Here is a 14,249-nt window from a genome sequence, read left to right as displayed (position 1 = left end):
TTAATCAAAGATAAAAAATTATTTCATCCAAAATCTAGATTTTAAAATTCTTTAAAAACTCCCCAATCTTTCTGTCATTTGCCAATCTCGGAATTTTATTTTGTCCGCCTAGTTTTCCTTCAGATTTTGCATATTCTTGAAAGGCGTTTTTCTGCAATTTGGTGATTTTCAAAACTTGCAAAATATTTCCAGCGATTAAATCATCATAATACGTGTTTCTTTTGCGCATTTCTGCATCAAGGTTTTGAAGGAAATCTTCTAAATTTTCTGGCTCTTTTTCAAATTCTATAAACCATTCGTGATAAGGCAATTCTCCATTTTCGGGATTTACCTGTGGAGCGAGGTGAAACTCCGTAATTTGTGCTGGGAATTTCTCTACTGTTGCCTTCATTGCTTCTTCCACTTCAAAAGCAATCACGTGTTCGCCAAAAGCAGAGGTGAAATGTTTGGTTCTTCCAGAAACTAAAATTCTATGTGGATTTTTAGAAATAAAACGTACCACATCACCAATAGAATAAGCCCAAAGTCCAGAATTTGTCGTCAAAATCAACGCATAATCTTTATTGAGTTCAACATCTTTTAACGTCAATCTTTCAAAAAGTGGTTGCTGAGCGGAGTCGAAGCGTCCGTATTGTTCTAGCGGAATAAATTCATAGAAAATTCCGTGGTTCGATTGTAGCAAAAGTCCTTCTTTTTCATAATTATCTTGAAAAGCAAAAAATCCTTCACTTGCAGGGAATGTTTGGATAATATCTACTTTTCCGCCCAATAATTCTTCCATTTTTTCACGGTAAGGTTCGTAGTTTACACCGCCTGTTACAATGAGTTGAAGATTCGGAAATAATTGTTTTATTTTTTTGCCATTTCTTTCAATGAGTTTTTCAAAATACATAATTAACCAAGGTGGAATTCCCGAAATCAGCGTCATGTTCTCCTTTTCGGTTTCTTCTACAATTTTGTCCACTTTAGTTTCCCAATCTTCTATGCAATTGGTTTCGTAGCTCGGCAATCTGTTTTTTTGCAAATATTTTGGGATGTGATGGGCAACAATTCCAGAAAGTCGGCCCGTTTTTATATCGTTAATATCTTCCAGTTCTGGTGAACCTTGCAAGAAAATCATTTTTCCGTTTACAAAATCAGCATTGTTTTTTTGAGCGATATAATGGAAAAGTGCAGATTGCGCCGCTTTTACCTGATAGTCCATTCCTTCTTTGGTCAAAGGAATATATTTCGTTCCAGAAGTGGTTCCAGAAGTTTTGGCGAAATATTCTGGTTTTTCTGGCCAAAGAATATTTTTGTCTCCGTGTTTTACTTTTTCTACAAAAGGTTTTAGGTCTTCGTAGTCAGAGATTTTCACATTTTTTTGAAAATCTTCTACCGATTTTATTTCCGAAAAGTTATGCTGAAGTCCGAAAAGTGTTTTTTCGGATTTTTTGACCAAGTCTAATAACAATTTTTCCTGAAGAACTTCGGCGTTATTTTTGAAGTCTTTTGTTTTGGCAACATGGTTTTTCGCCCAAATTTTGGCGATGCTTTTCTTTAAGAAATTTATCATTTGCCAAAGTTAAAAATAAGTTTTGAAAAAACTATCTTTGCACCGTCAAACGATTTCGGAGCAACCCGAAATCGCTTTTGTCGTTTTATCAATTTTTGAAAAACGATGAAAAAAATTACAATTTTACGATATTACAATGCTGAAAAATATTAGTCAAACGCTTATTCCTGAGTTTTTAAGAAAGAATTTTGGAAAAGAAATTTTTGAGAATTTAGACCAAAGCCAACATATTTCTGTGAAGGGTTTTGCTGGTTCTGTTCCGTCTATTTTGGTGGCAGAATTATTTCTTACACAGAAAAAAGATGTTCTTTTTATCATTGACGATAAAGAATCTTCTAATTATATCACTTCGGAATTAGAGGAAATGATAGGCGAAGAAAACGTTTTGTATTTTCCTGAAACGCATTTAGAACCTTATCAAGTCGAGAAGACCCAAAATGCAAACATCGTTTTACGAACCGAAGTTCTCAATCGTTTGAATTTTGATAAAAAGAAAAAAATTATCGTTGCCACCGCTTCTTCGCTTTCAGAAAAAGTTTTGAAAAAGGAAGATTTCAAAGCGATTTCTCACACGATAAAAGTTGGCGACCAACTGGATTTTGATTTTACTGAAGAATTGTTGAATCAGTTCAATTTTAATTATACCGATTTCGTTTCTGAACCTGGAGAATTTTCTGTGAGAGGCGGAATTGTTGACGTTTTTTCTTACGCTTACGAAAAACCTTTCAGAATTACTTTTTTCGGAAATGAAGTAGAAAGCATTAAGGAATTTGACATCGAAACTCAACTTTCCACAGGGAAAGTCAGCGAGTTTGAATTGGTTTCTAATATGAATTTTGCGGTTTCGGGAAGCAAAGTTTCTCTATTGGATTTATTGCCAAAAGATAGTTTTATTGTGACTAAAAATGCTTATCTCACGGTAAAAAAACTGAAAGATTTCTACGAGAAAGCAGAGCGAAAATTTGAAACGTTAAGCAAAGAAATCAAGCACCAAAAACCAGAAATTCTTTTCGTTTCTGATGATGTTTTTCTAAGAGATTTAGAAAAATTTAAAAGTATAGATTTTTCATCTGTCATTCTGAATGAAGCAAAGCGAAATGAAGAATCTCTTAAAAATAAAATAGATTCTTCGGCTTCACTTCGTTCCGCTCAGAATGACAAAACTAAAACGATAAATCTCAATCAAACTTCACAACCCACTTTCCACAAAAATTTTGAGCTTCTCGCCGAAGATTTAAAAGAAAAAAAAGAGGAAGGTTATGAAACTTGGATTTCTTTTTCAGGGGAAAAACAAAAGGAAAGGTTAGAAAATATTTTTGAGGAGCTAAATCACGATTTACCGTTTAAATCTTTCAAATCTGAGCTTCATGAAGGCTTTGTAGATTATGAACTGAAAGTTTCTGTGTATACAGACCATCAGATTTTTGACCGTTATCAAAGATATAAAGCCAAAAATTCTTTTGCCAAATCTGAGCAATTAACGCTGAAAGATTTAATGTCTTTGAAAGTGGGAGATTACATTACACATATCGACCACGGAATTGGAAAATTTATGGGATTGGTGAAAGTTACCAATGACGGAAAAACGCAGGAATGTTTCAAATTGACGTATAAAAACAACGATTTGCTCTACGTCTCCATCCATTCGCTTCATAAAATTTCAAAATATAACGGACCAGATGGAAGAGAAATCGTTCTCAATAAACTCGGTTCTCCAACTTGGAAAACTTTAAAGCAAAAAACCAAAGCAAAAGTTAAACAAATTGCATTTGACCTCATCAAATTATATGCTCAGAGAAAAACGGCAAAAGGGTTTTCGTTTTCGCCAGATTCTTATTTGCAGAACGAATTAGAGGCGAGTTTCATTTATGAAGACACTCCAGATCAAGAAAAAGCAACCAACGATGTGAAAATGGATATGGAAAATGATGGCGTAATGGACAGATTGATTTGTGGAGACGTTGGTTTCGGAAAAACGGAAGTGGCAATTAGAGCGGCGTTCAAAGCGGCAACTGATGGAAAACAAGTCGCGGTTTTGGTTCCTACTACGATTTTGGCATTTCAACATTACCGAAGTTTCAAGGAAAGATTGAAAGATTTTCCTGTAAATATTTCGTATTTGAATAGATTTCGTTCTGCAAAACAAAAAAATGAAACCAAAGAAGGACTCAAAAATGGTAAAATTGATATCGTCATCGGAACGCATCAATTGGTGGGAAAAGATATCGTTTTCAAAGATTTAGGATTATTGATTATTGACGAAGAACATAAATTCGGCGTAAATGTAAAAGATAAACTCAAAACGTTAAAAGCAAATATTGACACTTTGACTTTAACAGCAACGCCAATTCCAAGAACGCTTCAGTTTTCTTTGATGGCAGCAAGAGATTTATCGGTGATAAAAACACCACCGCCAAATCGACAACCAGTTGACACACAAATTATTGGATTTAATGAAGAAATTCTTCGAGATGCGATTTCTTACGAAATTCAAAGAGACGGACAGGTTTATTTCATCAATAATAGAATTGAAAATCTGAAAGATATTGCAGGATTAATTCAGCGTTTGGTTCCAGATGCGAGAGTCATTACAGGCCACGGACAAATGGACGGAAAAGAATTGGAAGCCAGAATTCTCGATTTTATGGAAGGAAAATATGATGTTTTGGTTTCTACCACGATTGTAGAATCTGGAGTAGATGTTCCGAATGCGAACACGATTTTTATAAATGATGCGCAGAAATTTGGGATGGCAGATTTGCACCAAATGCGTGGAAGAGTTGGGCGAAGCAACCGAAAAGCGTTTTGTTATCTCATTACGCCACCGTTTGATATGATGACTTCGGATGCCAGAAAACGTCTCGAAGCGATAGAGCAGTTTTCGGATTTAGGAAGCGGTTTCCAAATTGCGATGAAAGATTTAGAAATCAGAGGAGCTGGAGATTTACTGGGAGCAGAACAAAGTGGTTTTATCAATGAAATGGGCTTTGAAACCTATCAAAAATTAATGCAAGAAGCCTTGGAAGAATTGCAAAATGAAGATGACTTCCAAGATTTATTTGAAAATGAAGAAGACCGTAAGAAATTATTTAAATCAAATAAAGAAGTCAATATTGATACCGATTTTGAGTTGATGTTGCCAGATTCTTACGTGAATTCTACGGAAGAAAGACTTTCATTATACCAAAAATTAGCAGAAATCCCAACCAAAGAAGAGTTGCAGAAATTTGAAAATGAATTGGTTGATAGATTCGGGAATTTACCGAAAGAAGCCGTTAATTTATTAAAATCGGTAGAATTGAAATGGTTGGCTGCGGAAATTGGTTTTGACAGAATTGTAATGAAAAACGGAATTTTCCTCGGGTATTTTCCAGATAATCCGCAAGATAAATTCTATCAAAGTGAAAAATTCAGAAATATTATTGCTTATCTTAGTCAAAATTCTAGAGAAGCTCAACTCAAGGAAAAATCTGGTAAAGAAGGTAATCAACTCATGATGAGAAAAGATGGTGTGAAAAATGTAGATGAGGTAAATGTTCTATTGACCAAAATTTTAAGTTAGAAAATTGTACTTTTGTAAAAAATAAAAATCATGAAAATCAAACATTTTTGGCTGGCCTTAGTTTCTTTATTTATTATTTCTTGTGCGCCAGAAACATCTTCTTTCTTAGGTTTAGATTCTACAGGTGGCGGTAACGGAAATGGAGGTGGAACAGGAAGTGGTGGCGGAACAGGAACTACCGGAACTAAAGTTTTGGCAAAAATCAATACTTTTGATGATAATGGCGATCCTTTTTCTTTCAGTTTTACTTACGCTAATAAAGCAATTTCTAAAATCACTACTTCTGATAATTCTTATACTTCTACCATCTCTTACAATAATGGTAAAATTTCTAAAGTGGTAAGTGTTTTGGTGGATGCAGAAACCTCTGAAGATATTACCATTACCTCTATTGTGAGTTATAACGCAACAGGAAATATTGCTAAAGTAGAAGCTACAGAAGTAACCAAATTAAGTGGAACTCTGATTAACACTACCCAAAAAGTGAGCACTTATGTCTATAATGCTGCAAACCAGGTTGCTAAAGTTACTCAAGAATATTCTATGGCAGGAATTTCTACCCAAACTGGAATTTTTGAATATACTTACTCAGGAAAAAACCTTACTAAAATGGTGTTTACGACTAAGCTGAGTTTAGGACCAATTCCAGATGTTATTGTGACGACCAATTATTCGGGTTATGATAATAAGATTTCGCCAACTTCTACCTTAGGAAATAATTATAACGAGTTTTCTATCTCTGAGAAAGGATTAGGCGTTTATGGAATGTCTAATAATTTTACCAAAGTAGAGATGACAGAATCTATGATGGGAACCACTACTACAGAAACGGTTTCTTATACTTATGACTCACAAAATTATGCTACTTCTATGACGGTTTCAGGCGAGAAAAGCACTTTTGAGTATATGAGTTTATAAAATTTATAAAAACAAAATTTCGTCTCAATCTTATATAAAGGTTGAGATTTTTATTTTCAAAAAATTATCTTTGCAAAATCAATAAATATTCATGAAATACTTAATCGTAGGTTTAGGAAACAAAGGTGAAGAATACGCAGAAACGCGTCATAATATTGGTTTTAAAGTAGCCGAAAAAATTGCACAAACTTTAGAAGCTCCCTTTAAATCTGGCAATTTCGGTTGGATTTCTGAAGGAAAATACAAAGGCAGAAAAGTTTTTGTTCTTAAACCAGATACCTACATGAATCTTTCTGGAAATGCAGTAAGATTTTGGATGCAAAAAGAAAATATTCCGTTAGAAAATGTATTGGTAATTACGGATGATTTGGCACTTCCTTTTGGCACTTTAAGATTAAGAAAAAAAGGTTCTGATGCTGGTCATAACGGTTTAAAAAATATTCAAGAAGTTTTACAAACACAAGATTACGCAAGATTGCGTTTCGGGATTTCTGCAGATTTTTCCGAAGGAAAACAAGTAGATTATGTTCTCGGGAAATGGAATGAAGAAGAACTCAAAACTTTACAAGATAGAATAGATATTTTTGCAAAAGCGTGTCTATCATTCGTTTTCGCCGGAATGAATAATACTATGAATACTTTTAACGGGAAGTAATTTTTTGTAAAATCGATGATTTGTAAAGTCGTAAAGTTGTTTTTTTAATTTAACAGTTTTACGATTTTGCAACTTCACAACTTTACATTTTCATAGTTTCTTCCTAAAAATACAATACTCTTTATACAAATTAAAACCTTCTAATTTCTCAATTTCGCCACGCATTTTCAGGTTGTCTTTCATAATGAGATGAGAATCTACTGTTTTGAATCCTAATTTCAATGCAGAACCGAAAAGCATTGTCGCCAAAACTGCATCCAGACCTTTGTTTTGATAATTGGGATGAATCGCGCCCAACAAAAGTTGAAGCCTTTTTGAAGTTTTCATTGCCCATAAAATTCTTGCCCAACCAAAAGGTAAAATTCTACCACGTGAATTTTTTATCGCCTCGCTTAAATCTGCCATTGCAATGATGAAAGCTAGCAATTCGCCGTTTTCATCGGTAATCATTTTGATGAGTTTTGGATTGAGAAGCGGTAGAAAACGTTCGGCAAATTCCGTCATTTCGTTTTCGGTGAGTTTTGTGAAGCCGTAAATTTCGGTGTAGGTTTTGTTGATGAGGTCAAAAACAGGTTTTACATAAGGTTTCACAGCTTTTGTTGAGGTAAATTCTACCGTTTTTATCTTTAAATTTTTAGAAACTCTTTCGTTGAAATTTTTATATCTGTTCAGTATTTGTGCAGTAATCGGAACGTCATATTGTACTAAATCTACAAAGTTTTCGTAATGATTTTCTTTGATGAAATCTACCATAAACGGAAAACTGTGATTGGTAACCAGCATTGCTTTTTCTTCGAAACCTTTGGTAAGAAAACCTTGAGGTTCTTTGTCTGAAAATGCCATTGGTCCGATGATTTCTGTGCAGTTTTTAGATTTTGCCCAAGTTTCCACTGCAGTAATTAAAGCATTGAAAACTTCTTTATTATCAAAACATTCAAAAAAAGAAAATCTGGCGTTATTTTTCCCATGAAATTTATTGTAATCTGTAGGAATTACACCCATAATTCTGCCAACAGCTTTTCCGTTTTCGTATGCAAGGAAAAGTGTCGCTTCATTATGCTTAAAGAGTGAATTTTTGTCTTTGTCAAAGAATTTTTCATCATCCATATACAACGGATGAAGCCAATTTTTATGGTTTTTATGAGTTTTTTCGGGAAGATAAATAAACGTTTTTAAGTCTTCTCTGGTCTTAACTTCTTTAATCGAAACGGACATCCAATTTATGGTTTAAAAATTTGTAAAACTTAAAGGTAAGAAAAAATACAATCGGCGCAGAAATAAATCCAGCAACCACATCTACAAAATAATGTGCCTTAATGTAAACCGTAGAAAACATCAATAGGACAACAAATGGAATGAAATATTTTACTGATTTCTTGAAATTTTGATACAACCAAAAAATAACTATCCAAGAAATCCCTACATGGGAACTTGGGAAAGCAGCAGTGGGAACTTCGCCATTTTTTTGAATGAGTTTGACCATATTCCCGAAAATTCCTTTGGCTTCAATCGTATTTTCTGGAAACGGAAAATAAAATTGCGGCCCTTCTGCTGGAATCAATATAAAAGTGAAATAATACAGTAAAAATGAAGTGATTAAAATGAAGCTAAATTGTTCTATTTTCTGTGGAATTTTGAGATAAATAATCAAAAAAGTAGCCAATGGTAATAGGTAATATGAAAAATATCCAAAGTAAAATAATTCACTGAAATACCAAGAATCAAAAGTTTCAGAAAATATTACTGAAGGCTGAAAGCCGAATATTTTTTGGTCTAAATGAGATAAAAATCCATCAACTTTTGGAAAAATTAAAGTATTTAAAACAGCAGTTTCTTTGTATAAAAAAGTCATCAAAGCATAAATTGTAATTCCTTCGGCTAAGTAAAAAATTTTGGAAGAAATTTTATTTTTCAAAAAGAGAAATGCTAAAAAAATAATTAAAAATAAAACCCGAACTCCAAAAAAATTGAGGTCTAGAAAAAGGCTTGGTTGTGTAAAAAGTACTACCAATTCTATTCCGCAGAAATAGAAAAGAATGGGCAACCAAATTATAGATATGTTTTTCAAGAGGGTGAAAATTTCATCAAAAGTACAAAAAAAGCCCCTAATTAAGGGGCTATAGCGAGAAAGTGTTAATTAAAAATCAAAGTTATATGAAGAAATTCTCGCTTGTGTTATATGTTAGTCGCAAAAACTAGAGCCATGTTACAACTCCAGTTTCAACATCGTAATTTGCACCTACAATTTTTATCTTTCCTTCTTTCTCTAAATTTCTTAAAGTAGAACTTTGGTGACGAATATCTTCGATGGTTTTTTTGATATTGCAAAGCGTTAATCTATCTAATAAATCATCATTTTTAGAAGAACGTTCTTCTCCTTCTTTGATGATTTCGTGGATGCAAGATTCGAAATGATAGATAAGGTGATTAAGATTATCCATTCCAAGCCCTTCAATTTGAGGAGCATCTAATCCACCTTTTAGAGCACCACATTTGGTATGTCCTAAAACCACTACCAATTTAGAACCTGCTACATTACAAGCAAATTCCATAGAGCCTAAAATATCTTGATTAGCAAAATTTCCTGCAATTCTGATGCTGAAAATATCTCCCAAACCTTGGTCGAAAATAAGTTCCGCAGAAGTTCTACTGTCGATACAACTGAGTACTGTTGCAAAAGGCCATTGTCCTTCTCTAGTATCATTTACTTGCTCTAAAAGGTTTCTGTTTACTTTAAGATTATTTACAAATCTTTGGTTTCCTTCTTGTAAAAAAATAAGTGCTTTTTCTGGAGTAATGGTTGCTTGAGTTTCTAATGTATGTGCTTTCATAATTTTTTCTAATTTTTTTAAAAACCTTTTCGGAACACTGAAGGTTGGTTCCGAAAAGGAAACAATGTTAATTTAATAGGTATGAAGTTATGATTTTAAATTACTCTTCTGTGTGAGATGGTAATGTGTGAATGTTGGTCGTTTTCGTATTCTTTGTAAGAAGTTTTGAAACCTTCTAAAACCACTTCTATATCTTCTTCTCTGGCTCTTACATTGGCAAAATCTGAGATTAAGTCTATAATATCATCAGAGACATAAGAAGTTTTCTTAGCATTAATTATCACTTTAGAGTTGGGTTTAATATTTTTAAGCGTTTTTTTGATGGCTGCTTTGTTTAAGAATGAAACTTCTTCTGCCAAATCTATGGTGATTTCATCAGCACTTTCTAGATCTTCTCTGCTCAAATAATAAGCACGTTTCATATTTCCGAGCAACAAGAACAGAATACTGATGGCTAAACCAATTCCTACTCCTTTTAATAAATCTAATGCTACCACCGCAATAATAGTAGCGATGAAAGGGATAAATTGATATTTTCCTTTGCTCCAGAAATGGCTAAGTTTTGCAGGGCTTGCTAATTTATAACCTACCATTAATAAAACTGCTGCTAAAGTCGCCAAAGGAATTTTGTTCAATAAAAATGGAATAGATAAAACAGATACTAACAATAAAAAACCATGAACAATAGCCGAAATTTTACTTGTTGCACCAGCATTAGCATTTGCAGAAGTTCTTACTACCACCGAAGTCATAGGTAAACCTCCAATAAATGAAGAAACTAAGTTGCCAATACCTTGTGCTTTTAATTCTAAGTTAGTATCTGTTATTCTTTTGTGTACGTCTATTCTATCTGCAGCTTCTATACATAATAATGTTTCTATGGAAGCTACTACTGCGATAGTTGCACCAATAATCCAAACTTGCGGATTAAGAAATCCTGAGAAATCTGGAAAGGTAATTAAGTTTTTAAAATCTTCTACCGATTGAGGAACCGGAAGTGTTACCAAATGTTCACTAGAAATTTCTAGGGCGCTTCCTCTGAAAACTTCATTGAATAAAATCCCAACAATTACCGCTACTAAAGCTCCTGGCAAAAGTTTAATTTTTTTGAGGAAATTTACTTTTTCCCAAGTAATAAGAATAGCTAGGGAAATAATCGTCACTAAAACCGCTCCAGGTGTGATGGCATTTGCTAATCCTGATAAATATTCTGATAAATTAAAACCATCAAAAATCTGAAGGTTTCCTTCAAAATCTTTGTCGTAACCTAGAGCGTGAGGAATTTGTTTTAAAATAATAATGACTCCAATTCCCGCTAACATTCCTTCGATAACGTTATTGGGGAAATAGTTAGAAATACTTCCTGCTCTTAGAAAACCAAGTGCCAATTGTATAAAACCTGCAATTAAACCTGCAGTTAAAAATAGTTCGAAGCTTCCTAAATCGGTTATGGCTCCTAAAACGATGGCTGCTAAACCTGCAGCTGGTCCAGAAACGGAAATAGGAGAGTTGCTGATGAATCCTATCACGAGTCCGCCTACAATTCCTGCTAAAACCCCAGAAAGTGGTGGTGCGCCAGATGCTAATGCAATACCTAAACAAAGTGGCAATGCTACGAGAAATACTACAATTCCCGAAGGAATATTTTCTTTTATTCCGCCGAATAAAGTGTTTGTTTTTTTCATTGTATGAATGTCGATATGTGTTTACAATCAATTACTTAGAGATGAGTAATCAATTCTAATGTTTGAAAATTTAATTTGTTAAAAAGCGTCAAGGAACAGCCCATTTTTTTGAAAAAAGGGCATAATTTTCCTATGAAATTTTAAAAATTAAACTTCTGGAGGCGGAGAAAATATCGATTTAAAAGGACTTAGATGAATAGAATCGTCCTTAAGAATGTATTTGCTGATTTTTTTATCAGAAAAGAAAACGCCTATAAAATCTTTGAAATTATAAGGTTTTGGCGGAAACTTTTCGTTATAATTGGCGAGATTATTTTTAACCTCTTCTTCTGAAATATTATTATTGAGCGTAGGAATTTCCCAATCAAATATCACAGCGATACTTGGTAAAGCTGTAAAATTGATGAAAACTGCCAGAACAAAAATGCTCAAATACTTCATATCGTAAACTTTCTTAGAAGTTTTTATTATTTTTTCTGCTCATCACCCAATCAGAATTGGTTAGGTCATAAACTTTTTGAATATTTTTCAATATTTCTTCGAAATCTATATTTAAGTCAATTAACTTCCCTGTTTTTAGGTCGAAAACCCAACCGTGAACAATAGGATAATGGTCTAAAATATATCTTTCTTGAACCGAAGCCATTTTAATAACGTTGATGCATTGCTCTTGAACATTGAGTTCAATCAATCTATCATAGCGTAATTGCTCGTCTTTTATGGCGTCTAATTCTTCTTGGTGCAATCTATAAACATCTCTTATGGTTCTGAGCCAAGGATTCATTAATCCAAAATCTTGAGGCGTCATTGCTGCTTTTACACCACCGCAACCATAATGACCGCACACAATAATATGTTTTACCTTTAAATGTTGTACTGCATACTGAATGACTGCAGTAGAACTCATATCAAGGGTATTCACCAAGTTGGCAATATTTCTATGCACAAAAACTTCGCCGGGTTTCATGCCCATTAATTCTTCGGCGGTTGCACGACTGTCGCTGCAACCTATGTAAAGATATTCTGGACTTTGTCCTTCTGCTAATTTTTTAAAAAAATCAGCATCTTGACCGAGTTTTTCTTCAACCCATTTTCTATTATTTTCGAAAATAGTTTCGTAGCTTTTACCCATAATTTTTCATTTACAAATGTAGAATAAAAAATTTCTAAATGCATCTAAATTCCGATAGATAGCATCAATTTTTATTCCAAAATAAGGACTTTAAGACTTTTTAACAGTCTAGTTTGTGGTGCAAATTTATACTTTATGATTGATATAATCTTCAGTAGCATTAAGTTTTGATATAATTTGAGCAGGATTTCCTACTACTACAGAATTGTCGGGAACATCTGTGTTGAGATAAACATTTGGAGCGATTAAGACATTATTTCCAACTTTTATTTTTCCAACGATGACAGCATTTGTGCCAATCCAGACCTCGTTTCCAATTTCTGGAACGCCTTCATGTTTCCCTCGGTTCGCTTGTGCGATGGTTACTCCTTGCATGATATTGCAGTTTTTGCCAATTTTTACTTTTGGATTAATCACCACCGTTCCCCAATGTCCTAGATAAAAACCTTCGCCAATTTGTGTTTCTGGATAAATTTGAAAACCATATTTAATCTGATGATGGCGCAAAACGAATCTCCAAAAAATTCCCAAAACCGATTTCTTGGAATGTTGTTGGCATTTTCTCAAAAGATAAACGTAATGCAAATTAGGATTGATGCATTTTGCCCAAATTTCACCTGTTGAAAGCCATTTTCCGCTTTCTCTGTAAAAATCTTTTTGGATGATTGTTTTCTCTGACATACGGCAAATGTATAAAAACTCTCGCTGATTAAGCAGATTTTGCTGATTAAAAATCTGCTTAATCAGCACAATCTGCGAGATTTAGTAGTAGTCAATAATTTCCATAATTTTATTCACAGAATTTTCTAGGTTGAACGGCATTTTATAGTCTTTCAGATTTTCTTGATATTGTTCAAAAAATTCAGGTTCAGTCAATGCTTTTTTCATGCCTTCGTAAATTCCTTGTTCAGAATTCTCTACAATAAGACCTAATTTTCCGTTTTCTAACATTTCTTGAACTCCTGAAACATCAGTAGCAATGATGTTTTTTTTCAAAGTGATGGCTTCAAATAAAACAGTAGGGAAACCTTCGTATCTAGAGCTCAATATGTAAAAATCTGCTGCTTTAATAGAAGGGTAAGGATTGTCTGTAAAGCCCAGCATTTCTGCGGTTTCGTTAACTCCTAATTCCTTTTTTAAATTCTTAATATTTTCAAAATCATAACCATCTCCAATGATTTGAATGCGATGATTAAACCCTTCATCAAGCAATTTTTTGTGAACTTTCAACAATCTATCAAAGCCTTTTTGTGGAAAAACAGTTCCCACCGAAACAAAGGTTGGTTGTTGGTCTTGATTCTTGATTCTTGGCTCTTGGCTCTTTAATAAGATTTCTTCAGTATCCAAAGGATTATAAATCCTCACAATTTTAGATTTTTCGACTTCGTTTTGGGCTAAACTTTCGAAATCTTTTTGGATGTGTTCAGAAATCACCATGATTTTATCAAAACCAAAAAACTTGCAAATTTCTTGGTCGGTATAATGGTGAAATTCTGTCTTTCTTAAGTCATTGTGAATCCAAACGATTTTTTTAGAAGATTTGATAGGAGAATTCAGAATGTCGTCTCTCATTCCGTGAATGGCAGCAAATTCTACATCATATTTTTTGTTTTTTAGAATCGTAGAATAGAGAATTTTCGGAAATTTCTGTAATAATTTTTGATACAAAACACGATATGCTTTCTTCGGAATATCCTGAATTCTATTGGTGGTAATCATTTCACCTTTGTTCAAGTAAAGTACATTAATCCAAGCAGGAACTTCTGTAAGATATTTCCCAGAGTATAAATTCAGCAGTAAATCGATTTCGTATTGATCTTTCGGAAGATTTTTAAGAAAAGTCACCAAAACTTTTTCTGCGCCACCGTGACGCAGAGATCCAATTCTGATGAGGATTTTTTTCTTTTCCAA

General features: G+C 33.5%; 12 protein-coding genes. 3 read left to right on the top strand and 9 right to left on the bottom strand.

Annotated elements, in window-relative coordinates; genetic code table 11:
* Positions 1-34: 34 nt before the first annotated feature.
* Positions 35-1,555 (bottom strand): GH3 auxin-responsive promoter family protein, encoded by a 1,521-nt coding sequence (locus KKQ76_RS09810; protein ID WP_213196983.1) that lies wholly within the window; start codon positions 1,553-1,555, stop codon positions 35-37.
* Positions 1,556-1,691: 136 nt separating this feature from the next.
* On the opposite strand from KKQ76_RS09810, the gene mfd reads away from it, so the two are divergent.
* From mfd to pth, 3 genes are all read left to right on the top strand, one after another.
* Positions 1,692-5,117, top strand: a complete 3,426-nt coding sequence (mfd, locus tag KKQ76_RS09805) for a transcription-repair coupling factor (protein ID WP_213196982.1) — start codon at positions 1,692-1,694, stop codon at positions 5,115-5,117.
* Positions 5,118-5,147: 30 nt separating this feature from the next.
* Positions 5,148-6,035, top strand: a complete 888-nt coding sequence (locus KKQ76_RS09800) for a hypothetical protein (RefSeq protein WP_213196981.1) — start codon at positions 5,148-5,150, stop codon at positions 6,033-6,035.
* Positions 6,036-6,126: 91 nt separating this feature from the next.
* Positions 6,127-6,690 (top strand): aminoacyl-tRNA hydrolase, encoded by a 564-nt coding sequence (pth, locus tag KKQ76_RS09795; protein ID WP_213196980.1) that lies wholly within the window; start codon positions 6,127-6,129, stop codon positions 6,688-6,690.
* Between the two features lie 90 nt (positions 6,691-6,780).
* Here pth and KKQ76_RS09790 read toward each other — a convergent pair whose 3' ends face one another.
* From KKQ76_RS09790 to KKQ76_RS09755, 8 genes are all read right to left on the bottom strand, one after another.
* The gene (locus KKQ76_RS09790) at positions 6,781-7,905 is read right to left on the bottom strand and encodes a hypothetical protein (RefSeq protein ID WP_213196979.1); all 1,125 of its coding nucleotides are present in this window, start codon (positions 7,903-7,905) and stop codon (positions 6,781-6,783) included.
* Positions 7,889-8,758: a phosphatase PAP2 family protein gene (locus KKQ76_RS09785; RefSeq protein ID WP_213196978.1), complete on the bottom strand. Its 870-nt coding sequence runs from the start codon at positions 8,756-8,758 to the stop codon at positions 7,889-7,891. The genes KKQ76_RS09790 and KKQ76_RS09785 overlap by 17 nt, the downstream gene beginning before the upstream one ends.
* A 127-nt stretch (positions 8,759-8,885) precedes the next feature.
* Complete coding sequence (locus tag KKQ76_RS09780) at positions 8,886-9,521, bottom strand: carbonic anhydrase (protein ID WP_213196977.1); 636 nt, start codon at positions 9,519-9,521, stop codon at positions 8,886-8,888.
* 95 nt (positions 9,522-9,616) lie between these two features.
* Complete coding sequence (locus tag KKQ76_RS09775) at positions 9,617-11,206, bottom strand: SulP family inorganic anion transporter (protein ID WP_213196976.1); 1,590 nt, start codon at positions 11,204-11,206, stop codon at positions 9,617-9,619.
* A gap of 147 nt (positions 11,207-11,353) precedes the next feature.
* Positions 11,354-11,647, bottom strand: coding sequence for a hypothetical protein (locus KKQ76_RS09770; protein WP_213196975.1), 294 nt, complete (start codon positions 11,645-11,647; stop codon positions 11,354-11,356).
* Between the two features lie 13 nt (positions 11,648-11,660).
* The gene (locus tag KKQ76_RS09765; RefSeq protein ID WP_213196974.1) at positions 11,661-12,338 is read right to left on the bottom strand and encodes a carbonic anhydrase; all 678 of its coding nucleotides are present in this window, start codon (positions 12,336-12,338) and stop codon (positions 11,661-11,663) included.
* Between the two features lie 126 nt (positions 12,339-12,464).
* Complete coding sequence (locus KKQ76_RS09760; protein ID WP_213196973.1) at positions 12,465-13,019, bottom strand: serine O-acetyltransferase; 555 nt, start codon at positions 13,017-13,019, stop codon at positions 12,465-12,467.
* An 81-nt stretch (positions 13,020-13,100) separates the two neighbouring features.
* Positions 13,101-14,249, bottom strand: a complete 1,149-nt coding sequence (locus KKQ76_RS09755) for a glycosyltransferase (RefSeq protein ID WP_213196972.1) — start codon at positions 14,247-14,249, stop codon at positions 13,101-13,103.

Origin of the sequence: Cloacibacterium caeni, from assembly GCF_907163105.1 — a bacterium.
Classification (GTDB): domain Bacteria; phylum Bacteroidota; class Bacteroidia; order Flavobacteriales; family Weeksellaceae; genus Cloacibacterium; species Cloacibacterium caeni_A.
This window is presented reverse-complemented; position numbering and strand designations above follow the sequence as displayed.